The organism is Methylosinus sp. LW3 (genome assembly GCF_000527115.1).
GTDB lineage: Bacteria > Pseudomonadota > Alphaproteobacteria > Rhizobiales > Beijerinckiaceae > Methylosinus.
Genome location: NZ_AZUO01000001.1, coordinates 2389471 through 2413877, shown reverse-complemented (window position 1 = coordinate 2413877; position 24407 = coordinate 2389471). Strand labels below are relative to the sequence as shown.

General features: G+C 66.1%; 21 protein-coding genes. 12 read left to right on the top strand and 9 right to left on the bottom strand.

What is annotated here, in order from left to right; genetic code table 11:
- Positions 1–17: 17 nt before the first annotated feature.
- The 4 genes from METLW3_RS0112240 to METLW3_RS0112225 all read left to right on the top strand — a co-directional run bounded on the left by METLW3_RS0112240 (position 18) and on the right by METLW3_RS0112225 (position 3382).
- A complete protein-coding gene (locus METLW3_RS0112240) occupies positions 18–1283 on the top strand; it encodes an MgtC/SapB family protein (protein ID WP_024880197.1) in 1266 nt (421 codons plus the stop codon).
- 78 nt (positions 1284–1361) lie between these two features.
- Positions 1362–1805: a CBS domain-containing protein gene (locus METLW3_RS0112235; RefSeq protein WP_024880196.1), complete on the top strand. Its 444-nt coding sequence runs from the start codon at positions 1362–1364 to the stop codon at positions 1803–1805.
- Positions 1781–2092: a DUF3175 domain-containing protein gene (locus tag METLW3_RS0112230; RefSeq protein ID WP_024880195.1), complete on the top strand. Its 312-nt coding sequence runs from the start codon at positions 1781–1783 to the stop codon at positions 2090–2092. Before METLW3_RS0112235 ends, METLW3_RS0112230 begins: the two co-directional genes overlap by 25 nt.
- A 135-nt stretch (positions 2093–2227) precedes the next feature.
- Positions 2228–3382 carry an acyltransferase gene (locus METLW3_RS0112225; protein WP_024880194.1) on the top strand — a complete coding sequence of 385 codons (1155 nt, stop codon included), beginning with the start codon at positions 2228–2230 and terminating at the stop codon, positions 3380–3382.
- A gap of 6 nt (positions 3383–3388) precedes the next feature.
- On the opposite strand, the gene METLW3_RS0112220 is transcribed toward METLW3_RS0112225, so the two are convergent.
- The 5 genes from METLW3_RS0112220 to rpmG all read right to left on the bottom strand — a co-directional run bounded on the left by METLW3_RS0112220 (position 3389) and on the right by rpmG (position 6843).
- Positions 3389–3823, bottom strand: a complete 435-nt coding sequence (locus tag METLW3_RS0112220; protein WP_024880193.1) for an HIT family protein — start codon at positions 3821–3823, stop codon at positions 3389–3391.
- A 105-nt stretch (positions 3824–3928) separates the two neighbouring features.
- A complete protein-coding gene (locus METLW3_RS0112215; RefSeq protein WP_024880192.1) occupies positions 3929–4798 on the bottom strand; it encodes a prephenate dehydratase in 870 nt (289 codons plus the stop codon).
- Positions 4795–5541, bottom strand: coding sequence for a 3-deoxy-manno-octulosonate cytidylyltransferase (locus tag METLW3_RS0112210; protein ID WP_024880191.1), 747 nt, complete (start codon positions 5539–5541; stop codon positions 4795–4797). Before METLW3_RS0112210 ends, METLW3_RS0112215 begins: the two co-directional genes overlap by 4 nt.
- A gap of 49 nt (positions 5542–5590) precedes the next feature.
- Entirely contained in the window at positions 5591–5989 is a 399-nt protein-coding gene (locus METLW3_RS0112205) for a hypothetical protein (protein WP_024880190.1), read from the bottom strand.
- A gap of 686 nt (positions 5990–6675) precedes the next feature.
- Positions 6676–6843: a 50S ribosomal protein L33 gene (gene rpmG / locus METLW3_RS0112200; RefSeq protein WP_003612885.1), complete on the bottom strand. Its 168-nt coding sequence runs from the start codon at positions 6841–6843 to the stop codon at positions 6676–6678.
- A gap of 197 nt (positions 6844–7040) precedes the next feature.
- On the opposite strand from rpmG, the gene METLW3_RS0112195 reads away from it, so the two are divergent.
- Positions 7041–7364: a hypothetical protein gene (locus tag METLW3_RS0112195; protein WP_157096031.1), complete on the top strand. Its 324-nt coding sequence runs from the start codon at positions 7041–7043 to the stop codon at positions 7362–7364.
- 4 nt (positions 7365–7368) lie between these two features.
- Here METLW3_RS0112195 and METLW3_RS0112190 read toward each other — a convergent pair whose 3' ends face one another.
- Positions 7369–9207 carry a carbon-nitrogen hydrolase family protein gene (locus tag METLW3_RS0112190; RefSeq protein WP_245267328.1) on the bottom strand — a complete coding sequence of 613 codons (1839 nt, stop codon included), beginning with the start codon at positions 9205–9207 and terminating at the stop codon, positions 7369–7371.
- 116 nt (positions 9208–9323) lie between these two features.
- Positions 9324–11630: a ribonuclease R gene (gene rnr, locus METLW3_RS0112185; protein WP_024880187.1), complete on the bottom strand. Its 2307-nt coding sequence runs from the start codon at positions 11628–11630 to the stop codon at positions 9324–9326.
- Between the two features lie 243 nt (positions 11631–11873).
- Between rnr and METLW3_RS0112180 the strand changes: the two genes are divergently transcribed.
- Entirely contained in the window at positions 11874–13619 is a 1746-nt protein-coding gene (locus tag METLW3_RS0112180; RefSeq protein ID WP_024880186.1) for a TadE/TadG family type IV pilus assembly protein, read from the top strand.
- Positions 13620–13656: 37 nt separating this feature from the next.
- Here METLW3_RS0112180 and topA read toward each other — a convergent pair whose 3' ends face one another.
- On the bottom strand, positions 13657–16572 hold the full coding sequence (gene topA, locus METLW3_RS0112175; RefSeq protein ID WP_024880185.1) for a type I DNA topoisomerase: 2916 nt from the start codon (positions 16570–16572) through the stop codon (positions 13657–13659).
- Between the two features lie 308 nt (positions 16573–16880).
- Here topA and METLW3_RS0112170 point away from each other — a divergent pair, with 308 nt between their 5' ends.
- Positions 16881–17948 (top strand): hypothetical protein, encoded by a 1068-nt coding sequence (locus tag METLW3_RS0112170; RefSeq protein WP_024880184.1) that lies wholly within the window; start codon positions 16881–16883, stop codon positions 17946–17948.
- 153 nt (positions 17949–18101) lie between these two features.
- Positions 18102–18818 (top strand): cell cycle transcriptional regulator TrcR, encoded by a 717-nt coding sequence (locus METLW3_RS0112165; RefSeq protein WP_024880183.1) that lies wholly within the window; start codon positions 18102–18104, stop codon positions 18816–18818.
- A gap of 228 nt (positions 18819–19046) precedes the next feature.
- On the opposite strand, the gene METLW3_RS28810 is transcribed toward METLW3_RS0112165, so the two are convergent.
- Positions 19047–19217: a hypothetical protein gene (locus METLW3_RS28810; RefSeq protein ID WP_018265471.1), complete on the bottom strand. Its 171-nt coding sequence runs from the start codon at positions 19215–19217 to the stop codon at positions 19047–19049.
- 295 nt (positions 19218–19512) lie between these two features.
- Between METLW3_RS28810 and METLW3_RS0112155 the strand changes: the two genes are divergently transcribed.
- From METLW3_RS0112155 to METLW3_RS0112140, 4 genes are all read left to right on the top strand, one after another.
- Positions 19513–21321: an ABC transporter transmembrane domain-containing protein gene (locus tag METLW3_RS0112155; RefSeq protein ID WP_024880182.1), complete on the top strand. Its 1809-nt coding sequence runs from the start codon at positions 19513–19515 to the stop codon at positions 21319–21321.
- Between the two features lie 173 nt (positions 21322–21494).
- Entirely contained in the window at positions 21495–22988 is a 1494-nt protein-coding gene (guaB, locus tag METLW3_RS0112150; RefSeq protein WP_024880181.1) for an IMP dehydrogenase, read from the top strand.
- 1 nt (position 22989) lies between these two features.
- Positions 22990–23913: a ketopantoate reductase family protein gene (locus tag METLW3_RS0112145; protein WP_024880180.1), complete on the top strand. Its 924-nt coding sequence runs from the start codon at positions 22990–22992 to the stop codon at positions 23911–23913.
- Positions 23914–23980: 67 nt separating this feature from the next.
- On the top strand, positions 23981–24364 hold the full coding sequence (locus METLW3_RS0112140; RefSeq protein ID WP_024880179.1) for a hypothetical protein: 384 nt from the start codon (positions 23981–23983) through the stop codon (positions 24362–24364).
- Positions 24365–24407 lie beyond the last annotated feature (43 nt).

Below are 24407 nucleotides of genomic sequence, written 5' to 3'. Positions count from 1 at the left end.
TTCGGAAAGGCCGGCGCATGGAGACGACCGAATTGTTCCGCCGCCTGACGGTGGCGCTGGCGATTGGCCTTTTGATCGGCCTCGAGCGCGGCTGGCAGGCGCGCGAGGATGAGGAGGGCGAGCGCGCCGCTGGCTTTCGCACCCATGCGCTGGCGGCGCTGCTCGGCGCCGTCTGGGGCGCCATCTCCAATCAGACCGGCATAGGCGGCGCGGTGTCGCTCGGCCTCGCCTTCGGGGCTTTCGCCGGCGCGATCGTCCTGTTTCGTTATCGCGAGATCGTCCATGACGAGACCTTCGGCGCGACCACGGTCGTCGCCGCCATGCTGGCTTTCGCGCTCGGCGCTTTCGCCGTCGTCGGCGATGTCGAGGCCGCGGCCGCGGCGGGCGTCGCCACGGCGGGATTGCTGGCGCTGAAATCGGCGAGCCATGGCTGGCTGCGGCGCCTCAGCTGGGTGGAGTTGCGCTCCGGCCTGACGCTGGCCGCGATGACGGTCATTCTGCTGCCGCTGCTGCCGGACCGCGCCGTCGATCCCTGGAACACGGTCAATCCGCATGAGATCTGGCTGCTGACCGTGCTGATAGCGGTCATCAACTTCCTCGGCTATGTGGCCATGAAGGCGGCGGGAGGCGTCGGCGGCGTGGCGCTGACGGGAATCGCCGGCGGCCTCGTCTCCTCCACCGCGGCGACGATGACGATGGCGCGCCTCTCGCGCGAGCAGAGCGAGGGCGCGCCGCTCTTCGCCGCGGGCGCTCTATTCGCCAACGCCACAATGGCGCTCCGCGTGCTGGCTGTCGTCGCGCTGATCGACGTCGAGCTCCTCGGCGTTCTCGCGCCGCCCTTCGCGGCAGGCGGCGCCGTCATGCTCGCCTTCGCGCTTTTCTTCATGCGCCGCGCCGTCGCCTCTTCGACCTACGCAGGCCATGCGTCGCAGAACCCTCTGGATCTCGGCTCGGTGCTACAATTCGGCGCGCTGCTCACATTGGTCGCGATACTGGCGCGTCTCGCCACCCGAGTGGCGGGCGGGGCCGGCGCGTTGGCCGTCGCGGCGATCTCGGGCGTCGTCGATGTCGACGCCATAACTTTGTCCGTCGCGCGGCTCGATCGTGCGACGCTCACGCTCGATGTCGCTGCGGCGTCGATCGGCCTCGCTGTCGCCGTCAACACGCTCTCCAAAGCGGCGCTGACATGGTGGATCGCGGGCGCCGGCCTCGGCTTTCGCGTCGCCGCCGCTTCTGTGCTGGCGCTCGCGGGCGGCCTCGCGGTCGCGGTGCTCGCGCGCTGAAAAGCGCGGAACCTTCGCCAGCCCCACAAGTTTCCTCGTGTAAACCCACTTTTCCTCGGGAAAACACGGAGGCGAACGATGAAGATCAAGGACATCATGACGCGCGAGGTCTGTCTCGTCGAGCCCGATCAGACGATCTGCGACGCCGCCAAACGCATGGCCGATCTCGACATCGGCCTCTTGCCGGTCGGCGAGCACGATCGTCTCGTCGGCATGGTCAGCGATCGTGACATCGCCTTGCGCGCCATCGCCGCCGGCAAGGGCGCGGAGACGAAGATTCGCGACGTCATGACCAGAGACGTTCGCTATTGCTATGAGGATCACGACGTCGAGGACGTGGCGCAGAACATGGCCGAGCAGCAGCTGCGTCGGCTGCCCGTGCTCGATCGCGGCAAGCGCCTCGTCGGCATCGTTTCTCTCGCCGATCTCGCCATGGATCGCGACGCCGGCCTCAGCGGCGCGACGCTGCGCGGCGTCTCCCAGCCCGGCGGCCACCATTGCCAGAGCGCGCGCGCCGCCTGAGCGGCGAGAAAAGCAAATCCGCCTATTGGTCGGCCGAGGTCGGGCGCAAGAGCAATGCGCTGGACCTCGAGCCGGATGTCTTCACGCAGGGCGATCCCCGCGCCATAGCGCGCTCGTTGAGGCGCTCGGCGGAAAAAAGCGAGCGTCGCAAGAGCGCGCCTTTCCGCTCCGCGATGTCCATGCTGAATTTCTACATCAATCGCGCCGGCCGGGGCCTGCCGGCGGAGCGCCGGCGCATATTGGAGAAGGCCAAGACAGAGTTGCGCAAGCTCTTCGGCCGCGCCTGAAACGTCGCCGCATCGTCGCCACGTCCGCGCTGTTAAACACATTTAAGTAAAACATTACACGAAATGGCAAAGTTATTGCTGGCGCGAGGGGCCGTCTCTAACCTGCCGAAAGATGCACAGCGTTGGAATGAGTCTATGTCGGATATTCTCGAGGGCGCCGGCGACAGTCTCGCCTGTCGCGCATTCGCGCCCTCTCGCGCGCAATCGATGCATCTGCGCCTGCACGAGCTCGATGGGTTGCGCGGCTGGGCGGCTTTCTCCGTTCTGCTCTTTCATTCGATCTGGCAGAGCTTCGGCGAGAATTTCCCCATATTGCGCAATGGCTGGACAGCGGGGCTCATCGACGGCTCGCTCGACGTCAGCGTCTTCTTCGTGGTCTCCGGCGCTGCGCTCAGCGCGCCTTTCTTCTCGGGCGGCGGCGGCGAGTATATTCTCTCGGCGGCGCTGCGCCGCTACATCCGCCTGACGACGCCGATCGTCGCGACGGTTCTGCTCCTCCTCGTCGCGGAGCGCCTCGGCTTGGCGCGGCTCGGCGAGGCCGCGCAATTTGCGCCGGGGCTTTCCGCCATCGCCGGCGAGACCGGGCTGAGCTTCGCGCAGGCGCTGAAATGGTCGCTCTGCAACGTCTATACGAAGCCCTCCGAATGGGGGCCGGCGCTGCCATTTCTGTGGACCATGCCTTGGGAGATGGTCGGCTCGCTGGCGCTGTTCCTGCTGCTCGCCTGCTATCCGGCGATGAAGCGGCCCGAGCGCTCCATCGCCATCGGCGCGTCATTTTTGATGCTGCTGTTTCCCTATCTCGCGGCTTTTCTCTTCGGCGCGCTGATCGGCAAGGCGAAGCTCACCGGCGCGCTCACCGCGCCGGCGCGGGGGCGGCTCGCGCTTCTCGATTCGTCGCCCGCGAAAATAATTGCGGCCGCGACGCTCTATGCGCTCGCCTCTTGGACGATGACGGCGGGCGCCGTCCCCCATGTTCATGTAATTCTCGCCGTGGCGATCGTCGCTCTGGCGCTGCGCTGGCGCGGTCTCTCGGACTTCCTCGGCGAAAGCGCCATCTCGTGCTTTCTCGCGAAAATCTCCTTCCCGCTCTATCTCATCCATTATGTGGTGATCGCGACGGCGACCTCCGCGGCGATCACGCTCGTCGGCGATAGGCTCACTCTGCCGCTCGCTCTGGCGATCTCGGCGGCGACGATCCTGCTCTCGATCGTCGCGGCCATGCTCTTCGCGCCGGTCGAGCGCTTCGCCCACGCGGCGAGCCGGCGCTTCGCCGCTCTGGTTCTCGGGTAACGCGGCTCAGCCCGGAAACGGGCCGAGCGCGGCTCTGATCTTCTCCGCCTGCGCCTTCAGCTTCTCGCCGTCGCCCATGGTTCCCGGCGGGCGCAGCGCGACGCCTTCGAAGCGCGGCAGAATGTGGAAATGCAGGTGGAAGATCACCTGTCCGCCGGCGCTCTCATTGAACTGCTGCAAGGTGAGGCCATCGGCGCCGAAGGCGTCCTTGGCCGCCTTGGCGACATGCTGAACGCGGGGAATGAGCGCTACGAGCGCGGCCGGGTCGATGTCCAGGAGATTGCGCGCCGGAACCTTGGGGATCACCAGCACATGGCCCTCTGCGCGCGGCATGATGTCCATGATCGCGAGCGCCACATCATCCTCATAGACCTTATGCGCAGGGATCTCCCCGCGCAGGATTTTGGCGAACACATTGTCATTGTCATAGGCTGCGGCCATGGGGCTTCTCCCGTCTGAAATGTCCTGCTGTCCTACGGTTTCCTCGATGATCGAGCCGTGCGATCGCTCCCTCTCCCCGCGTGCGGCGGCGAACGTTGCGCGTCGCTAATCGCCATATTCGAAGCTGCGCTTGTTCTCCAGGCGGAAGCGATGCGCCGGATAGACGCCGATGATCTCCAGCTCCTTGGAGAAGAAGCGCAGCTCGTCGAGCGCGCGGGCGAGCGGCGGCTCCTCGGGATGGCCGTCGACATCGGCGAGGAAGCGCGTCGCCGCGAACTCGCCGTCGACCATATAGCTCTCGAGCTTGGTCATGTTCACGCCATTGGTGGCGAAGCCGCCGAGCGCCTTGTAGAGCGCCGCGGGCACATTGCGCACGCGGAAGACGAAGCTGGTCATCGTCGGGCCATTGCCCGGCGCCGCCCATTTCGACGTCTTGGACAGAATGACGAAGCGCGTCGTGTTATGCGCGGCGTCCTCGACATTCTCGGCGAGAATGTCGAGCCCATATATGTCCGCGGCGAGGCGCGGCGCGAGAGCGGCTTTGCTCTTGTCCTTCCACTCCGCCACCTCACGCGCGGCGCCGGCCGTGTCGCCCGCCGTATGGGCGGTGAGGCCGAGCTCGCGAATGATCCTGCGGCACTGGCCGAGCGCATGCACATGGCTGTAGACGCCGCGCAACGTCTCGCGCGTCGCGCCGCGCGGCGCCATCAGCTGAAAATGGATCGGCAGAAAATATTCGCCGATGATGTAGAGCCCGGCGTTGGGCAGGAAATGATGGATATCCGCCACGCGCCCGGCGATCGAATTCTCGATCGGGATCATGCCCAGCGCCGCGACGCCTTCGGTCACTGCCGCGAAAGCGTCCTCGAAGCTGGCGCAGGGCAGGGGCTCGCAATCGGGATAGGCGTCCCGGCAGGCGATGTCCGAATTGGCGCCGGGCTCGCCCTGATAGGCGATTTTCGGCCGCTCGCTCATCGACGGCTCCGTTCGTCTTTGTCCTGCGCCTCGCGCAGTCGTTGCAGATCGGCGCTGGTATCCACCCCACGGGCGGCTTTGTCCAGAATCATGGCGTCGATCCGCATGCCGGCCTCGAGCGCCCGAAGCTGCTCCAGCCGCTCGCGCAGCTCGAGCGGGGATGGCGGCAGGCCGATGAAGCGCGCCAGCGCCGCCCGGCGAAAAGCGTAGACGCCGATATGATGATAGTCCGGCCCCTCGCCATGCGGCGCCGGGGCGCGGGTGAAATAGAGCGCGCGCATCCGCCGCGGCGCGATCTCGGCGCCAATCAGCTTAACGACATTGGGGTCGTCGCGCTCGCCTGCCGCAGCCGGGGCCGCGAGCGTGGCGATATCGACCGAAGGCTCCGCCAGCGGCTCCAGAGCGGTCGCCAGCGCCTCTGGATCAATGTCCGGCTGGTCGCCCTGCAGATTGACGATGACGTCATGCACGCCCGCCGGATCGAGTCCGGCCAGCGCCTCGCCGATGCGGTCGCTGCCGCAGGCGTGGTCGCCTGTCGTCAGAGCCGCGCGCCCGCCGGCCGCGGAGACGACGCGTGCGATCTCCTCCGAGTCCGTCGCTACCGCGACCGGTCCGATGGCGGCGGCGAGCGCCTTCTCCAGGACATGGAGGATCATCGGCCGGCCGGCGATCGGCGCCAGCGCCTTGCCCGGCAGGCGGGAGGAGCCCATTCGGGCGGGGATGACGACGAGCGGACGGGCCATCATGAGGGGCGGCTCTCCTCGTGGTCGCGCCGCCGCTCTCGCGGACGGCTCAATAGGCGTTCTGGTCCTCGGCGACCCAGCCCTTGTCGGCGCGCACGAAATGCAGCGTGCCCTCGGCCTTCAGCACCTCGCCCTTCTGGAAGCTCTGGCTCTGAGTGAGGCCGAGATAGGCGCAGCGGCTGCGGTCCGAGCAATCGGCCTCATAGGCGTCCGGGAACTGCACCTCGGCCTCGTACCACAGCTCATAGGCTTCCGTGTTCGGCGTCTTCAGCGCCCGTCCGTCGATCTTCTTGAAGGAGATCAGCTTGCCGCTGACGCCCTGCTTGGAGAGCAGATTGCGCAGCACCTTGGCGCCGACGGCGTCATTGGGCTCGCGGACGCCGTTGCAGGCGGCGAGCGCCAACGCCGCCGCGCCGGCCAGCGCCAATCCGAGACCTCGAAGCTTCATCGATTTTCCTCCCGCGCCGCTGACGGCGCTCTTGCTTGGCGGCGGATGGCCCGGCTTTGGAAGGCCCCCGGCCGGGTGGGTTTGCCACAAAGCTCGATCCCGAGCAAAGGCGTCGTGGAAAACTCCGCTCGGGCGTCGCCTGGTGACGGTTCAGCGACATGGGGGTTCTTTCGTAAGGGGCTGTTTTCAGCTGCGTATTTCGAAACTTGTAGAAAATCTTGCCAGATGGTTGCATTTTTATGCAGCTGAGCTAACCTCAGCCATGCCAAAACGTGGTGCGCGTCAGGCAGCGTCGGGGGCTAAGAAGAATAAAGAACCCAAGGCGTGCTTTTGCGTTGGATGCGTATCGGCAGACAACTTCGAATACCCTGCGGAGTGCTCAGGTCCGCCGCATCTCCTGGGTCCGTGGGGTTGGCCGGCTGGCGTTGGTTGGAGTGGCCTCCTTAAAGCCAGCGCCAGTCGGCCGCCTTCGTTTCGGGGGAAACGAAGGCGGCCGCAGCCGGCAGGCGTGACGATCGAGGAATAATCTTCTCTCCGCCTGAAACGAAACGAGCCCGGAACGGAGAAATCCGTTTCCGGGCTCGTTTCGTTTCAGGCGCCTTTGGTTGCGAAGGCGCCTAGGGGCTGGCGAATGCCGGTCCGGCGCGTCGCCGGCGGCGGAAGAAGGCGGGCTGGCCCGCCTCGCCTCACTTGATCTTGGTTTCCTTGAACTCGACATGCTTGCGCACGACGGGATCATATTTCTTGAACACGAGCTTCTCGGTCTTGGTGCGGGCGTTCTTCTTCGTCACATAGAAGGTGCCTGTGTCGGCCGTCGACAGAAGCTTGATCTTGATCATGGCGGATTTGGCCATTGCCGTCAGTCCTGAACTTGTGAGGGGACACTCTCGCTCCGGTCCCGATCCTCACGAACCCGGCGGCGAATTGGCCGGCACCATAAGGACGCGGGCGCCTTTGTCAAGGCGGGCGGCGGCGCGCGATCTCGCCAAATTCACTCGTTATGGGGCATTTCGGTTCATATTCGGCGATAGTTTCGGCGTCGGAGACGCAAATGCCCGATATTTCGATTTCGACCGAAGCGCTGGACAAGCTCTTCCGAACCTTCGACGCGCTGGTCGGGGTCGGGCGCGCCGATTCCAGCGGCGCCATTCCCGCCCTTCTTTGGGCGAGTCGCTGCTATTCGACGACGGCCGCTGGCGAGACCATCGAGCATGGCGCGGGATTCTATATGCACTGCGCCGAGTCGGTCGATGATCGGATGGTGTTCGTCGAAACCGCGCGGGGCCGAGTCGGCGTCGGTCCGACGCGTCTGTTCGGACAGGGCGTCCATCACATTTTCTTCATCGACGGGCGCTTCGGATGGCTTTCGGAATGATGGGTCACCGCGCCGGACAGCCGCCGCCCGCGCGCCAGCGTTTCAGGCAGGCGCTATCCTGCGGCTGCGCGAGCGGGACGAACCATTGCGCCTGTTGGCCGGCGATCAGCTGGCTCTGATCGATCCAGGTTCCGACCGCCGGAATCTCCGTCTGATGGCGCACGTCCGCAGCGCCCGGCGCGGCGGTGAGCGTCGGTGTGGAGACGACCGGCTCCGGCCCGTAGATTCCTGCCGCCGTGGCGTCGCCGGCGCGACGGCCGCCGCTCACCAGCCACAGCTGATTCTGCTTCGCGGCGGCATAGGGGAAGAAATCCGCGCGGCCGGTCGGCGGGTCGGCGACGCTGAACAGCGCCGAATCGATCTCGACCTTCAGCGGGGAGGGCGCGCCGGCCGGGGCGGCGAGAATATCGATCCGCTGCACGGCATAGAGCGCGCCGAGCTCCGGCGTCGCCAGCTCCTCCGCGGTGGCGAGGCCGATGCGGCCGAGCGGCGTCTCGATGACGGCGATCTCGTCGCCCGGCGTCGCCCATCCTCTTGGTGCGGGATGCGTCGCGCGGTAGCGGCCGAGAATGGCGCCGCCCGGTCCGGCGAGCGCGACCGTATGAAAGACGCGCTCGCCGGCCCGCTCGGGATAGCTCCCCGCCACATAGGCCTTGTGCGCGCGGGCGAGCGCGGCGAGGGCGCGCTCGAACGGGCCGTCTCGCTCTTCGGCGCGGGATTTTATCTCCTCGGACGGAAGGCCCGAGGGAAGAGCCGAGAGCTCGGGAAGGACCGTCAGCGCGCCTTTCGCCGGTTTTGTCCGCTCCATCAGCGACGGTCCCTCCGGCCATTGCGCCGCGACCAGCGTCGCCTTGTGTCGCGTCTTGGAGGCGTTTGGATCGACAGGGCTGCGGTGCAGCGCCAGCCATGGCGCATAGAGCTGCGGCCGGCGCAGGGCGAGGCGCTCGGCGCGGGGCGCATCGGCGTCGCTCGGCGCGATCTCCGCGCTATAGACGCCGTGAAGCCCGGGCAGCAGCTCTTGCGGCGGAACGACGGGCGCTTGCGCGAGCTTATGGCCTTGCGGCGACCAAATGCTCGAGCCGCCATTGTAATAGAGCTGGCCGCCGGTGATCGGATTGGTCTCGACGCCGCTGCGCGTCGCGCCGATGACGAAGACGCCGTTCTGCGCGCTCATATATTGGACGTTGGCGACGGTCGAGTGGTCGCCCTTGGATTGCGCGGCGGGCGTTCCCGGCGTCACGCGATCCGAGACGGAATGCCAGGCGATGATCTGCGCCCCGCGCAAGGCCGCGAGCCGCGCATATTGCCAATAAGTGTCGTCATAGCAGATCAGCAGCGCGATGCGGCCGATCGGCGTGTCGAAGACCGGAACGCCCGTGTCGCCGGGCGCGAAGACTTTTTGATCCTGCGGATTGAGGCCGTTCTTGCGATATTTGCCGATTATGCCCTTCGGCCCCAGCAGCACGGCGGTATTATAGGCGAGGCCGGTCTCGGCGTCGCGCTCGGCTATGCCGACGCTCATATGCAGTCCCGTCCTCGCCAGCACGGGAAGCAGAGCTTTCGTCGTGTCGCCGGGGATGGTGTCGAGATAGGGCGCGATCTGCGAGGGATCGCTGAACAAATAGCCGCTGACCGCCGTCTCCGGAAAAACCGCGAAGCCGACGCCCTGGCGCGCGACCTCCTCCGCCGCATCGGCGAGACGACGTATGTTGGCGTCGAGCGAGCCCCAGGCGGGGATGAAATCCACCGCGGCCACTTTTATGGAATGCGCGGGCGTCTGCGCGGCGAGATCTCCCGCGCAGAAGACGGCGAATAGAATAGCGACGAGCCTCTTCCACCACATGCGCATCTCCGCGGGATGCGAACCGGCCGCTGCGGCGGGTCCTGCGCATGAGATATCGGGCGCTATCGGCTCACGACCGCGCTCGAGACGAAACTTTCGTCACGGCGCCGGCGGCGTCATTTGCGACGCTTCTGCTTCGCGCGCTCGACGCGGCCGCGGCCCGAGAGCCGGCCGCTCTTCATCGGCGCCGCTCTGCGCGAGCCGCCCGCCACCTCGAAGCGCAGGGCGCCGGCGATCGGCGTCGCCTCGACGAGCCGCGCCTCGATGATGTCCCCTAGGCGAAAGCTCTCGCCCGAGCCGCTGGTCAGCGCATGGCCGGCCTCGTCATAGCGGAAGAATTCGCGCCCGAGCGTCGCCGCCGGAATGAATCCGTCCGCGCCCGTGTCGAGCAGCCGCACGAACAGCCCGGCGCGCGTCACGCCGGAAATGCGCGCGGGAAAACGCGCGCCGATCTGCTCGGCGAGATGCGCGGCGATGAGCCGATCGATGGTCTCGCGCTCCGCCGCCATGGCGCGCCGCTCGGCGCCGGAGATGCGCGCCGCGACTTCCGCCAGCTCGCCGGCGGAGACCTCCGGCATGGCGCCGGGGCCGAAATTCAGCGCGCGAATGAGCGCGCGATGGACGATGAGATCGGCATAGCGGCGAATGGGCGAGGTGAAATGCGCGTAGCGGCGCAGATTGAGGCCGAAATGGCCGTAATTCTCATTTGTATATTCGGCCTGCGCCTGCGTGCGCAGAATAATCTCATTGACGATGTTCTCATGCTCCTTGCCGCGCACGCGCGCCAGGATGACGTTGAAATGCGAGGGCCGCAGCACCTGGCCCTTGGCGAGCTTCACGCCGATCGTCGCGAGAAACTCCGAGAGCGCCGCCACTTTCTCGCGCGAGGGCTCGTCATGGGCGCGATAGATGAGCTGCTGACGATTTTCCTCGAGGACTTCCGCCGCCGCCACATTGGCGAGGATCATGAACTCCTCGATCAAGCGGTGCGTCGAGAGGCGCGGAGGCACGACGATACGATCGACCGTGCCATCCGCCTTCAGCAGGATTTTGCGCTCGGGCAGCTCCAGCTCCAGCGGCGCGCGCAATTCGCGCGCCTGATCCGCCGATTTATAGGCGCGAAACAGCGGCTCCAGCACGCCGCTCATCAGCGGCGTGCAAATCTCGTCCGGGCGTCCGTCGAGCGCCTCCTGCGCCTGCGCATAATTGAGCTTGGCCTTGGAGCGCATCATCACGCGATGAAACGTATGGCCGATCTTATGGCCCTTGTCGCTGATGCGCATGCGCACGGCGAGCGCCGGCCGATCTTCGTTCGGCTTCAGCGAGCAGAGGTCGTTGGAGATGCGCTCCGGCAGCATGGGCACGACGCGATCGGGGAAATAGACCGAATTGCCGCGCTCCAGCGCATCCTTGTCGAGCGCCGAATGCGGGCGGACGTAGTAGGCGACATCGGCGATGGCGACGGTGACGATATGCCCGCCTGGATTGTCCGCGGCCATGTCCGGCTCGGCGAAGACGGCGTCGTCGTGATCCTTGGCGTCGGGCGGATCGATGGTGACGAGCGGCAGCTCACGCCAATCTTCGCGATGCGATTCGAGCCGCGCGGGCAGAGCGGCGGCGGCCTCGGCTGCCGCCTCGGCGCGGAACTCGTCCGGCACGCCATGCACGCGCAGGGCGATCATGCTGATCGCCTTCTCGGTGGCGAGCGAGCCGAGCGTCTCGCGCACACGGGCGCGCGGCGCGCCGAGCCGCGTTTTGCCGATGAGATCGACGGAGACGAGATCGCCGTCCTTGGCCTCGCCGCGATCTTCCGCCGCTATGGTCAGCTCGCGGCCGGCCTGCTTCTTTTCGACCGGCTCTATGTGCGCCACGCCATTGGCGGCGACGCGCAGCACGCCGATGACGCGCGCCCGCGCCTTGGACAAGAGCTTCACCACACGCCCGGCATAGGGCGGATCATTCGGGCCGGCGTCATGGTCCGGCTCGGCGCGGACCAGAGCGCGATCGCCGACGCCGGGCAAAGGCTCGCCGGGCCTCGGCCGGCGCGGCGCCGAAATGCGGATGCGGGGCGGCGCGCCGAGCTCGTCCGAGTCCCATTCAGCCGGCGCGGCGATCAGCTCGCCGTCATGATCGCGGCCGATGATATCGGCCAGCACCACGGCGGGCAGCGCGCCCGGCTTGGCCAGCCTCTTGCCGCGACGCTCAACCGCGCCTTCCGCTTCCAGCTCGGCCAAGATGCGCTTCAGCCCGATTCGGTCGGCGCCTTTGACGCCGAAAGCGCGCGCGATCTCGCGCTTGCCGATTTTTCCCGCATGCCCGGCTCGGCTCATCGCCTCGCGCTCTCGCGCGATGAAGGCGAGAATATCCTCGCGGGAGGGAAGGGCGGCGGGAGGCGAGCCGAGCTCGCGGATTTTTTTTGTCAAAGTCGGTCTCGAAGGCCGCGAAATTGTCCGGGCGGCCGGCGCCGGCATGTCGTCATATACACTCCAAAGGGCTCCGCGTCGCCGAAAGCGCGTCGAGGCGCCGCCGCGTCCATTCTGCTCCGTTTACGCTTTCTCGAGGTTATCGAACGTCAATTGCAATCGTTCGGATCGGTTTAGAGCCGGATGAGAAATTTGCCGTAAGCGTAGCTAATCTGATTTCCACCCCAACCTCGAGAGTTTCAAATGCGGCCAATAAGGACGTCGGGGCGGTCGGCGCTGTCCTTCGCGCGAGATCGGCGCGGCAATGTCGCCATCATACTTGGACTTACCTTCGTGCCGGCGGTCATGATGATCGGCGCTGGCATCGATTATGGGCGCATCGCCGCGGCGCGCGGCTCGCTGCAGCAGGCGGCGGACGCGGCCGTGCTCGCGGTCGCCAAGGGCATCGTCAGCTCCACCACCGATCAGCAGGCGCGCAGCCAGTCGCAGGTCTATCTCACCACCAATTATCGCAACGCCACGGCGACGGTGACGTCGGCGGCCATCGCCACCGATCGGCTGTCGGTCTGCATCTCTGCGCAGGCGCAGGTGGCGACCACCATCATGCATATTACCGGGCAGGCCTCCATGTCGACGCAGGTGACCTCCTGCGCCGCGCTGCAAGGTGGCATCAGCCAGACCGACACTTACGAGATCTCGTTGGTGCTCGACAATTCCGGCTCGATGACCCGCAGCACCAGCGGCACGACGAAGATTCAAGCGCTGCAGACCGCCGCGACCAGCTTCGTCAATACGATGTTCACCAAGGCGCCGAACCGTGTGAAATTTGCCATCACGCCCTTCGCCGCGGCGGTCGTCGCCGTCGATCCGACCAGCGCATCGACGCGCAATGTCGCTTGGGTCGACAAGAAAGGGGCCAATTCTCAGCATTGGATCGCCTTCGGCGGTCAGACGGCGGCCACGGCTGCGGGATTCAGCAGCCGCTTCGACATTTTCACCAAGCTCAAGGCGATCAATTCGTATTGGGATTGGGGCGGATGCTTCGAGCAGCCGGTCTACCCGCTGAACGTCTTCGATACGACGCCGAACCCTTCGGATCCCGAGACGCTCTTCGTTCCCTATCTCGCGCCCGACGAGCCGGATTCGGGATATGACAACGACTATCTCGACGACGATGGCTCGGTGACGACGACGACGCGAACGACCACGAGCAAGGGCAAGGGCAAAAAGACGACGACCACCACCACCACTTGCTCGGACGTGGCGAGTGGCGACTGGAACGAGCTCACGCATGTCTGCAAATACAATGTCACAACCGCTGCGGGAGGCGGCGACGGCCCCAACAGCTATTGCCCCGATTATTCGACGCAGACGATCATGCAGCTGACCTCGACGCAGTCCACAGTGACGTCGAAGATCAGCAACCTCGTCGCCAATGGCAACACCAATCTCCACGAAGGCTTCATGTGGGGGTGGCGCACGATCTCGCCCAGCCAGCCTTTCGCCAGCGGACGCCCCTATTCGTCGCCCAACAACCACAAGGTGGTCGTGTTCATGACCGACGGCTTCAACAATTGGGCGAGCGCGCCGGGAACCGTCACTGGCTCCGACTATGAGGCGGCCGGCTACTACAGCTACAATGGCGCGAAGAACAAGCGTTTCCCCGACGGCTCCACGGGGAATAAGGTCGATTATCAGACCGCTCTCAACGCCGCTTCCGGCAGCTGGTCGGATTATCACGACAAATCGCGCGAGATGCAGGACGAGCTGACGCTCGAGGCCTGCACCAACGCCAAGGCGGCGGGCATAGAGATCTTCACCATCGGCTTCTCGATCCCGAGCGATCCGATCGACGACGAAGGCCTGACGCTGCTGAAGAATTGCGCGACCAACAAGGACCATTATTTCGCAGCGACCGACGCGGCGAGCCTCAACCTCGCCTTCTCGACGATCGGCACGGGGCTCGGCTCGCTGCGGCTGACGCAGTGAGGTCGGCGCGGCCGCCTTTTCGGCGGCCGCCTCCCGCTCACTTCCCCGAGGCCGCCTTTTTCGTGGGCTTCTTGGCCGGCGCCTTGGCGGCGGCGGCTTTTTTCACCGGCTTCGAATCCTCGAAGGGAACCTCGTCGCTCTCTTCTATGTCCTTCTTGGCGGCGGGTTTTTTTGCCGGAGCCTTGGAGGCGGGGGCTTTGGCTTTGGCGGCGGGGGCCTTTTTGGCCGGCGCCTTCTTGGCCTTCACCGGGCCGCCCTTCTCCTCGATGAGACGGATCGCCTCATCCAGCGTCACATCTTCCGGGCTCATATTCTTCGGCAGCGTGGCGTTGACCTTGCCGAGATTCACATAAGGCCCATAGCGGCCGTCGCGCAGCGTGATCGCGCCGCCTTCCGGATGCTCGCCGAGCACGCGGCCGCCGCCAGAGGGCGCGCCATTCGCCTTGGCGGCCAAAAGATCGACCGCCTGCTGCACAGTCAGGCTCTCGAGATCGGTTCCCTTGGGAAGGGTGGCGTTGACCTTGCCCCAATTCACATAAGGTCCGAAGCGCCCGCTCTTCACCGAGATTGCGCCGCCCTGCGGATGGTCGCCGAGCGTGCGGCCGGGGTCGGAGGCGCGGCCGAAGCGCGAGCCGCCGCCGCCACTCTCCTTGGTGACGATGAGATCGATGGCGCGATTGCCGCCGATCGAGAGAATATCGTCGTCGCGGCCGATATTGGCGTAGGTCTTCCCGTGCTGGACGTAAGGCCCGAAGCGGCCGATGCCGGCGACGATCGGCTCGCCGCTCTCGGGATGCTTGGCCACCTCGCGCGGCAGCGACAGCAGCCGGATCGCCTGCTCGAGGGTCAGCTCGTCGGATTTTATGCTCTTGGGGATGGAGGAGCGCTTGGGCTTCTCGCCATCCTCGGTCGCCTCGCCCTCCTGCACATAGTCGCCGAAGCGGCCGCCGCGCAGCGTGATCTCGGCGCCGCTCTCCGGGTCCTGGCCCAGCACCTTCACGCCCGGCCGCGCGCCCTCGGCGGCCTCGCCGGTGGGCGGCGAGAGCGTGCGGGTGAAGCGGCATTCGGGATAGTTGGAGCAGCCGATGAAGGCGCCGTATTTGCCGAGCTTCAGCGACAATTGGCCGGCGCTGCAGGCCGGGCAGGCGCGCGGATCGGAGCCGTCGGGCTTGGCCGGGAAAATATGCGGCCCGAGCAGATCGTTGAGGCTGTCGAGCACCTGAGTGGTGCGCAGCTCCTTGGTGCCGTCGACGGCGCCGGAGAAATCGGCCCAGAAGTCGCGCAGCACCTCTTTCCAGTCGATCTCGTTATTGGAAACCTTGTCGAGCTTCTCCTCGAGGCCGGCGGTGAAGTCGAACTCCACATAGCGGGTGAAGAAGCTCTCCAGAAAGGCCGTCACGATGCGACCCTTGTCCTCCGGCACGAGGCGCTTCTTGTCGAGCCGCACATAGTCGCGCTCGCGCAGCACGGCCAGAGTCGAGGCGTAGGTGGAGGGGCGGCCGATGCCGAGCTCCTCCATGCGCTTGACCAGAGTGGCCTCCGTGAAGCGCGGCGGCGGCTCGGTGAAATGCTGGCTGGCCTCGATCTTCTCGCGCGTCGCCGGCTCGCCGGGCTGCATCGCCGGCAGGCGGCCGCCGTCCTCGTCCTGATCGTCGTCGCGGCCTTCCTGATAGAGCTCGAGAAAGCCCGAAAAGCGAACCACCTGGCCAGAGGCGCGCAGCTCGAGGCTCCGCTTGCTGACGAGGGCGTCGATGTCGACAGTGGTGCGCTCCAGCTCTGCCGATTCCATCTGGCTGGCGATGGTGCGCGTCCAGATCAGCTCATAGAGCTTGGCCTGCTCCGGCTCCAAATGCTTGGCGACATGCTTGGGCAGGCGGGAGAGCTCGGTCGGGCGGATCGCCTCATGCGCTTCCTGGGCGTTCTTGGCCTTAACCGTATATTTGCGCGGAACCTTCGGCACGAAGCGATCGCCATATTCCTTGGCGATCACATTGCGCGCCGAGGCGATGGCCTCCGGCGCCATGTCGACGCCGTCGGTTCGCATATAGGTGATGAGGCCGGCGGTCTCGCCGCCTATGTCGACGCCCTCATAGAGGCGCTGTGCGATGCGCATGGTCTGCGCCGGGGCGAGGCCGAGCTTGCGCGAGGCCTCCTGCTGCAGCGTCGAGGTGGTGAAGGGCGCGTAAGGGTGCCGCTTGACGGGCTTGGCCTCCACCGAGCGAATGGTGAAGGCGGCGCTCTCCAGCGCCTTTTTGAAATCCTCGGCCTCCTGGCCGGAGCCTATGTCGAGGCGGGTGATCTTCTTGCCGTCGGCGCCCGAGAGGCGGGCGGTGAAAGGCTCGCCGGCCTTGGTTTTCAGATGCGCGATCAGCGACCAATATTCGCGCGTGACGAATTTCTCGATCTCCAGCTCGCGGTCGCAGACGAGGCGCAGCGCCACCGATTGCACGCGGCCGGCCGAGCGCGCGCCCGGCAATTTGCGCCACAGCACCGGGGAGAGCGTGAAGCCGACGAGATAGTCCAGCGCCCGGCGGGCGAGATAGGCGTCGACCAGCGCCTGGTCGATCTCGCGCGGATTCGCCATCGCCTGCTTGATCGCGTCCTTGGTGACGGCGTTGAAGACGACGCGCTCGACGCGCTTGCCGCCGAGCGCCTTCTTCTTCTTCAATATGTCGAGCAAATGCCAGGAGATGGCCTCGCCCTCGCGATCCGGATCGGTCGCCAGAATGACCGTGTCGGCGCTCTTGACGGCTTCCGCTATGGCGGAAATGCGCTTGGCCGATTTGGCGTCGCTCTCCCATTTCATGGCGAAATCTTCGGCCGGATCGACCGAGCCGTCCTTGGGAGGCAGGTCGCGCACATGGCCGTAGCAGGCGATGACATTGAAATCGCGGCCGAGATATTTGTTGATCGTCTGGGCCTTGGCGGCCGATTCGACGATGACGACGTTCATCGAGCAGTCCTTCAGAAATCCGGTCGCGGGCGGCTCGCCGCTAGGCTTCGCCGGGGAGCCCGGCCCGCGTCGGGGCGCGAACATGGGCAAAAGGGGGGCGTCCTGTCAAATTGGGGCTGAGACGGCCATCCGGCTCGCCCTCCCGGCGGAGACGTGGGCTCCGGCATGCGCAAGCGCACATTTTCGTCTCTTTCCAGGCGCTATGCAGGGGCGAATGCGGGGCGGAGCGGCTATAGTCGGGCGCGAGAAGGCGCGGCCGAGGTCGCGTCCGGCCCCCGAATGATTTTCTTGGACGGAAAGAATTCGTCATGGCCCGATCGAAATTCACCACCGACGATCTCGGCGCGGCGCTGGAGGCCGGCGTCATAGACGCCGACGCCCATCGGCGGCTCGCGCTTTTCCTCGCCGAGCGCGGAAGCGCGGGGGAGGGGGCGCCGCGCTTCGATGTCGTCAATGTGCTCTGGTATATGGGCGCGCTCATCGTCATGGGCGCGATGAGCCTGTTCAGCACCACCGCCTTCGGCCTCTGGGGTCCGCGCGCGCTGATGATCACCTCGCTGGCCTATGGCGTCGGCTTCGCCGCCGCGGGCGGCTGGCTGTGGCGGCGACGCGGCCTGCGCACGCCCGCCGGCCTGCTGGTGACATGCGCGGTCTCCATGGCGCCGCTCTTCGTCTTCGCGCTCCAGCTCCTCGGCGGTCATGATCCGACCGAATCCGTCCCCTATCACGACTTTTATGTCTGGGTGCGCGCGAGCTGGCTGCCCATGGAGCTGGGAACGATCGCCGCGGCGCTGCTGGCGCTGGCGCTTTTTCCTTTTCCTTTCCTCACCATGATAATCGCCTTCACGCTGTGGTTCATGTCGATGGATCTGACGCCTTGGCTGGTCGGCCGGGAGTCTTTCACCTTCGAGCAGCGCGCCAATGTGAGCCTCGCTTTCGGCGCGCTCGTCATCGCCGCCGCCTGGCTCGTCGATCTGAAGCGCTGGCGAGGCGGGGACTTCGCCTTTTGGCTGCATCTTTCCGGGCTTCTCGCCTTTTGGGGCGGGCTGACCGCGCAGCACAGCGGCGACGAGATCGGCAAGGCGCTCTATTGCGCGATCAATCTCGGTCTTCTCCTGCTGTCGCTGGTGCTGATGCGCCGCGCCTACGCCGTGTTCGGCGCCTTTGGAGTGACGCTCTATCTCGGTCATCTGGCGGCCGAGGTGTTCAAGGACTCGATTCTTTTTCCCTTCGCCCTCTCGGGGATAGGCGTCGCCGTCATCGCCGCCGGCCTGCTGTTTCATCGCCATGGGCCGCGGCTCGGCGCGGCGATCGGCGCGTCTCTGCCCGATTATGTGCGGGGATTGCGGCCCGCCCATGCGCGGGAAGGGGTTTGAGGGGGCGCAAAGGCGGGCGGTATCGGCGATTGCGCTTCGCCGGCGGCCAGTCTATATGGAGAGCATCCCCCGCATGGTAATCCGTAAAAATCGCGGCTTCGGCCCCGCGGCGCGGGATCGGCTTATCTCGCGCATCTTAAGGAGAATCGATCGATGAGCACCGCTCCGCTCATGCCCAAGGCGACCGCCGTCTGGCTCGTCGAGAACACGTCGCTCGCCTTCGACCAGATCGCCGATTTCTGCAAGCTGCACCCGCTCGAGGTGAAGGGAATCGCCGATGGCGAGGTCGCCGCCGGCATTCGCGGGCTCGATCCAATCACTTCTGGCCAGCTCAGCCGCGAGGAGATCGGCCGCGGCGAGCGCGACCCGGCCCATCGGCTGTCGCTGTCCGTCTCCAAGGTCAAGGTGCCGGAGGTCAAGCGCCAGCGCGGGCCGCGCTACACGCCGCTGTCGCGCCGCCAGGACCGGCCCAACGCCATTCTCTGGCTGGTGCGCAACCATCCCGAGCTGAAGGACGCACAGGTCATGCGCCTCGTCGGCACCACCAAGAGCACGCTGAAGGCGGTGCGCGAGCGCACCCATTGGAATTCCGCCGCTCTCGCGCCGATGGATCCGGTGACTTTGGGCCTGTGCTCGCAGATCGATCTCGATTTCGAGGTCAATCGCGCCGCCAAGGACCGTCCCGTCGCGCTCGAGGAGCAGGGCCAGACGCTGCAGCCGGCCGAGATCACGACCGCGCCCCATCACGAGCCGACGACGACCGAGGACGTGTTCGGCAAGCGCCCGCCCGCGCCGCCCGTCGAGGAAGAAGATCATTTCGACGCCGATCGTGTCTTCGGCCGGATGAAGAACCTCGATTTCGACGATTGAGGGGGCGCGACAATCTGGCGCATTTACCGCAGGCGGCGCCTTGTGATTATGTGTCGACAGGTTCAGCCCCAGTCGGCTCGCGGATGAGCATTCTGAAGGAGGGGCCAAAAAAGTAACGCCAGCGACTGGCGGTCGCCGGCGTTACATTAGGACGATTGGTCTGGGAGCTCGCGGACAGAGACCCCCGGCTTTCGCGTCCGATCAGGGGGATAAGTCGATCGATTCGGCTTATTTGAAATAGAAGCCGAGAATGCCGCCCGCGAGGGCGCCGACGACAGCAGCGGAAAGCGTGTTTGCGACGCCGCCGAGGCCAGCAGCGCCGAGGCCGCCGAGCAGAAGGGCGCCGACGCCCGCGAAGATGTAGACGGTAGTGTTGATCTCGAAGTCTTTTTCAGCCATCGATGTCACTCCTCTGGTTTCCAGAACGTCCCGCCTTATCGTTCGAGCGGTGGCGGGTACGCTCTTGCCCCTCTCTGCGGGGATGTCTTTTCGACGATGGTGAGCCTAACATAACCTTGTCGACTGTCCAGCGCGCTCGGAGCGCGGATTTTTAAAAATTTGCGGCCTTTTTTCCTCCTCGAGGCAAATCAAGCGCTTGGCGCGGGGCCTGCCGAAACGGCCAAAATCCCGAAAAATAGCAGGATGGCGCGATGCGGCTTGGAATGTCCTCGCTCGCGCGCTTATATCCGCCCGCATGACAGCCGAATCCCCTTCACGCGACTTTCGCTCGCGGCTGCGCGCCTTCGACGCGCTGAAGCCGCTTTTTCCCTATGCCTATCGCTACAAGGGTCGAATCGCGCTCGCGCTGATCGCTCTCGGCGTGGCGGCGGTCTCCACGCTCACTCTGCCGCTCGCCGTGCGCGGCATGATCGATCACGGGTTCTCCTCCGACGACCCTTCCGCCGTGAACGCCTATTTCGGCGCGATGGTGGGCGTCGTCGCGATTCTCGCGCTCGCTTCGGGCACGCGCTATTATCTGGTGATGACGCTCGGCGAGCGAATCGTCGCCGATCTGCGCGACGATTTCTTTCGCCATCTCACATCGCTCGACGCGGGCTTCTACGACCGGACGAAAACCGGCGAGCTGACCTCGCGCCTCACGGCGGACACGACGCAGCTCAAATCCGTGTTCGGCTCCTCCGTGTCGATCGCATTGCGCAATCTTTTCATGTTCGCCGGCGCGATCGTGATGATGGTGCTGACGAGCCCCAAGCTCACCGGCGTCGCGCTTGCGGCGATTCCTTGCATCGTCCTGCCGCTCATCGCCTCCGGGCGGGTGATGCGACAACGCTCGCGCCATGCGCAGGATCGGCTGGCCGCGGCCAGCGCCTACGCCACGGAAAATCTCGCGGCCGTGCGCACCATGCAGGCGTGCAATGCGCAGCAAGTCGCGGCCGAGCGATTCGGCGCCGCCGCGGAAGGCGCCTATACGGCCGCGCGCGACGCCACGCAGACGCGCGCCATCGTCACTTCGGTGACGATCTTTCTGGCCTTCGGAAGCGTCGTCGCAATGTTGTGGCTGGGCGCGCAGGATGTGCTGGCGGGCCGCATCACCACGGGCGTTCTCTCGCAATTCGTGCTCTACGCCGTGCTGGCGGCGAGCTCGCTCGGAGAATTGTCGCAGGTCTGGAGCGAGGTTTCCGCCGCCGCCGGCGCGGCCGGCCGCATCGGCGAGATTCTCTCCATCCAGCCCGCCGTCGCTGCGCCTTCCGCTCCTCTCCATCTGCCGAAGCCCATTCGCGGCGGCATCGCCTTCGATGATGTCGGCTTCTCTTATCCTGCGGGCTCGGGACGGGCGGCCTTGGATGGGCTGAGCTTTTCCGTCGCGCCGGGCGAGCGCATCGCCATCGTCGGCCCATCCGGCGCGGGCAAATCGACCGTGTTCCAATTGCTCGAGCGCTTCTACGATGTTTCGCGGGGGGCGATCACGATCGATGGCGTCGATCTTCGCGCGCTCGATCCGATCGAGCTGCGCAGCGCCATAGCGCTCGCGCCGCAGGACCCGATCGTCTTCGGCATGAGCGTCGCCGAGAACATCGCCTATGGCCGCGAGGGCGTCTCGCGCAGCGCGATCATCGAGGCGGCGAAGCGCGCGCAGGCGGCGCAATTCATCGAGGCGCTGCCGCAGGGCTATGACACGGAGATCGGCGAGCGCGGCGTCACGCTCTCCGGCGGCCAACGCCAGCGCCTCGCCATAGCGCGCGCCATTCTCGCCGATGCGCCGATCCTGCTGCTCGACGAGGCGACCTCGGCGCTCGACGCCGAGAATGAGGCGCTGGTGAAAGAGGCGCTGCATGACGTGATGCGCGGCCGCACCACGCTCGTCATCGCCCATCGGCTGGCCACAGTGCTCGAGGCCACCCGCATTCTGGTGATGAGCGAAGGCCGCATCGTGGAGCAGGGGACTCATGCGAGCCTCGTCGCCGCGGGCGGCCTCTATGCGCGGCTGGCGCGGCTGCAATTCGACACGGGCGCGGAAGCGGCGGCGCTGGAGATGGCCTGACGCCTTTTCCCCGGCCCGGATCGAGTTTTCCACCGCCGGCGCGCGCCGATTTTGCCTTCCGTCATATTGGTGCTATGAGCACGCGCCAACCCGGAAGACGGCCCAAGTCGCCGTCTCTTCGTCGTCCGGCCTCGAGCATGGCCGGATTTTGCGCCCCCGAGGGAGTTGGCTTCATGACATCATACGCACGACCGCCGTTGCACGAGGCTCTGACCTTCGACGATGTGTTGCTGCGTCCGAGCCATTCGCTGGTGATGCCGTCGCAGGTCGACATATCGACCCGGCTGACGCGCGACATAACGCTCAACCTGCCGATCATCTCCTCGGCCATGGACACGGTGACGGAGGCACGCCTCGCCATCGCCATGGCCCAGGCCGGCGGATTGGGCGTCATCCACCAGAACCTCACGCCCGCCGCCCAGGCCGCCGAGGTGCGCAAGGTCAAGCGCTATGAGAGCGGCATGGTGGTCGATCCGATCACCATCTATCCGGACGAGACGCTCGCCGACGCGCTGGCGTTGATGGCGCGCTATGGCATTTCCGGCATTCCGGTGGTCGAGCGCGGCCATGGCGAGAGGCCCGGCAGACTGGTCGGCATTCTCACCAATCGCGACGTGCGCTTCGCAGACAATATGCGAGAGCCGGTCGCCGAGCTGATGACCAAGCAGCTCATCACCGTGCGCGAGGGGGTCGATCAGGAGGAGGCGCGCCGCCTCCTGCATCACCACCGCATCGAGAAATTGCTCGTCGTCGACGAGGATTATCACTGCGTCGGCCTCATCACGGTGAAGGACATAGAGAAGGCGACGCTGCATCCGCACGCCGCCAAGGACGCCGAGGGGCGGCTGCGCGTCGCCGCCGCCGCCACGGTCGGCGATCGCGGCTATGAGCGCGCGCTGCAATTGATCGACGCGGGCGTCGATCTCATCGTCATCGACACGGCTCATGGCCATTCGCAGGCGGTGCTCGATCAGGTCGCCCGCATCAAGAAATTCTCCAACAAAGTCTCCATCGTCGCCGGCAATATTGCGACGCGCGAGGCGACCAAGGCGCTGATCGACGCCGGCGCCGATGCGGTGAAGGTCGGCATCGGCCCCGGCTCCATCTGCACGACGCGAATCGTGGCGGGCGTCGGCGTGCCGCAGCTCACGGCGATCATGGACGCCGCCGAGGAGGCCTTCAAAGCCGGCGTGCCGGTCATCGCCGATGGCGGCGTCAAATATTCCGGCGATCTCGCCAAGGCCATCGCCGCCGGCGCCTCGGTGGTGATGATCGGCTCGCTGCTCGCAGGCGCCGAGGAGGCCCCTGGCGAAGTGTTCCTCTATCAGGGCCGCTCCTTCAAATCCTACCGCGGCATGGGCTCCGTCGGCGCGATGGAGGCGGGCTCCGCCGCCCGCTATTTCCAGCAGGATGTGAAGGAGAGCCTGAAGCTGGTGCCGGAGGGCATAGAGGGTCGGGTGCCGTATCGCGGGCCGGTCGCGCCGATCCTCTATCAGCTCGCCGGCGGCTTGCGCGCCGCCATGGGCTATGTCGGCGCGCCGACCATTCCCGAGTTCCAGACCAAGGCGGAATTCGTGCGCATCACCAACGCCGGCCTGCGTGAGAGCCATGTCCATGACGTGACGATCACGCGCGAGAGCCCGAACTACCCGACCGGCGGCGCCTGACATGCGCGCGCTCGTTCTCGGCGCGGGAGCCGTCGGCGGCTATTATGGCGGACGGCTCGTCGAGGCGGGCGCGGATGTGACTTTTTTCGTGCGGGAAGCGCGGGCGCAGCTCCTCGCCGAACGTGGGCTGCGGGTCGAGAGCCCTTTGGGCGACATGAATCTCGCGGCGAAAGCCGTCTTCGACCCGAAGGCGCTGACGCCTTTCGATCTCGTGATCCTCACTTGCAAGGCCTATGATCTCGAGGAGTCCCTGGAGACCGTCGCCGGCGCCGTCGGGCCGCGGACGGGCGTGTTGCCGCTACTTAACGGCTTTGCGCATCTCGATCGCATCGCGGCGCGCTTTCCCGAGGCGAATGTCTTCGGCGGCGTGGCCCAGATCAGCGCGACGCTCGCCGAGGACGGCGTCGTGCGTCACTTCGGCGAGCGCAACCGCTTGATTTTCGGCGCGCGAGACGGCGGACCGGAAGAGCGGCTCGCGGCGCTGGAGGCCATTTATGCGCGCACCTGCGTCGCGGCGACTTTCGTCGACGATATCGAGGGGCGGCTCTGGGACAAGTTCGTGCTGCTCGCGACGCTCGCGGGGATCACCTCGCTGATGCGCGCGAGCGTCGGAACCATTCTGGAGACAGTCTCGGGTGAGCGCCTCATCCGGCTTTTGCTCGCGGAATGCGAGAGCGTCGCGCGCGCGGAGGGCTGGACGCCGTCGCCCGAGCTTCCGGAACTCTTGTCTATATTATTCGTGCGCGGCTCCGCTCTCAAAGCCTCCATGCTGCGTGACATCGAGCGGGGAGGGCGCACGGAGGGCGAGCATATTCTCGGCGACATGCTGGCGCGGGCGCAGCGCGCCGGCGTCGCCGCGCCGGTGCTGGAGATCGCAGCGACGCATGTGCGGGCCTATGAGGCGAGCCGGCGCGCGGCCGGCTGACGGCACGGATTTCGCGTAAATCTCGGCCTCTTCGGCGAAAGGCGCCGCAGACCGGGGATTTGAGACAATGAGCGATCCGAGCGCGAGCCTCGCCAAGGCGGAAGAACAGGTGCTCGCCGCCGCGCGGCGCAATTTCGACAGCTTCTTCCGCTGGATCGCCTTCCTCGACGATTCGATCAAAAAGGATATTGGCGCGAAATTCGGCGTCGAGCTGGCGCTGAAGGCGAGCGCCGTCGAGCAGAAGGTGATGGGCCTGCTCTTCGTCTCGCGCCCGCTGAAGGAGCCGCTGCCGCTGCCCTTCGAGATCGAGGGAACCTCGATCCGCTTCGGCCATCCGAAATTCGAGCGCGACGACGAGGCGACCGGCGAAAAGACCACGCGCTACGACGTCTCCACCATCGATGATGTGAACCGCATTCTGGGCGATGTGGTGCAGGACTTCATCGGCTGAGCGGGGCGCGTCTGGGCTGAGCCGGCCTGGGTATGGCATGTCG

Bases quoted from the DNA above. Each gene is read 5' to 3' on its own strand.
- METLW3_RS0112190 (WP_245267328.1), bottom strand. From the start codon at position 9,207: ATGTGGTGGAAGAGGCTCGTCGCTATTCTATTCGCCGTCTTCTGCGCG.
- rpmG (WP_003612885.1), bottom strand. From the start codon at position 6,843: ATGGCCAAATCCGCCATGATCAAGATCAAGCTTCTGTCGACGGCCGAC.
- METLW3_RS0112225 (WP_024880194.1), top strand. From the start codon at position 2,228: ATGTCGGATATTCTCGAGGGCGCCGGCGACAGTCTCGCCTGTCGCGCA.
- METLW3_RS0112170 (WP_024880184.1), top strand. From the start codon at position 16,881: ATGGCCCGATCGAAATTCACCACCGACGATCTCGGCGCGGCGCTGGAG.
- METLW3_RS0112205 (WP_024880190.1), bottom strand. From the start codon at position 5,989: ATGAAGCTTCGAGGTCTCGGATTGGCGCTGGCCGGCGCGGCGGCGTTG.
- METLW3_RS28810 (WP_018265471.1), bottom strand. From the start codon at position 19,217: ATGGCTGAAAAAGACTTCGAGATCAACACTACCGTCTACATCTTCGCG.
- METLW3_RS0112145 (WP_024880180.1), top strand. From the start codon at position 22,990: ATGCGCGCGCTCGTTCTCGGCGCGGGAGCCGTCGGCGGCTATTATGGC.
- METLW3_RS0112180 (WP_024880186.1), top strand. From the start codon at position 11,874: ATGCGGCCAATAAGGACGTCGGGGCGGTCGGCGCTGTCCTTCGCGCGA.
- METLW3_RS0112235 (WP_024880196.1), top strand. From the start codon at position 1,362: ATGAAGATCAAGGACATCATGACGCGCGAGGTCTGTCTCGTCGAGCCC.
- topA (WP_024880185.1), bottom strand. From the start codon at position 16,572: ATGAACGTCGTCATCGTCGAATCGGCCGCCAAGGCCCAGACGATCAAC.
- METLW3_RS0112220 (WP_024880193.1), bottom strand. From the start codon at position 3,823: ATGGCCGCAGCCTATGACAATGACAATGTGTTCGCCAAAATCCTGCGC.
- METLW3_RS0112215 (WP_024880192.1), bottom strand. From the start codon at position 4,798: ATGAGCGAGCGGCCGAAAATCGCCTATCAGGGCGAGCCCGGCGCCAAT.
- METLW3_RS0112195 (WP_157096031.1), top strand. From the start codon at position 7,041: ATGCCCGATATTTCGATTTCGACCGAAGCGCTGGACAAGCTCTTCCGA.
- METLW3_RS0112165 (WP_024880183.1), top strand. From the start codon at position 18,102: ATGAGCACCGCTCCGCTCATGCCCAAGGCGACCGCCGTCTGGCTCGTC.
- METLW3_RS0112155 (WP_024880182.1), top strand. From the start codon at position 19,513: ATGACAGCCGAATCCCCTTCACGCGACTTTCGCTCGCGGCTGCGCGCC.
- METLW3_RS0112210 (WP_024880191.1), bottom strand. From the start codon at position 5,541: ATGGCCCGTCCGCTCGTCGTCATCCCCGCCCGAATGGGCTCCTCCCGC.
- guaB (WP_024880181.1), top strand. From the start codon at position 21,495: ATGACATCATACGCACGACCGCCGTTGCACGAGGCTCTGACCTTCGAC.
- METLW3_RS0112140 (WP_024880179.1), top strand. From the start codon at position 23,981: ATGAGCGATCCGAGCGCGAGCCTCGCCAAGGCGGAAGAACAGGTGCTC.
- METLW3_RS0112240 (WP_024880197.1), top strand. From the start codon at position 18: ATGGAGACGACCGAATTGTTCCGCCGCCTGACGGTGGCGCTGGCGATT.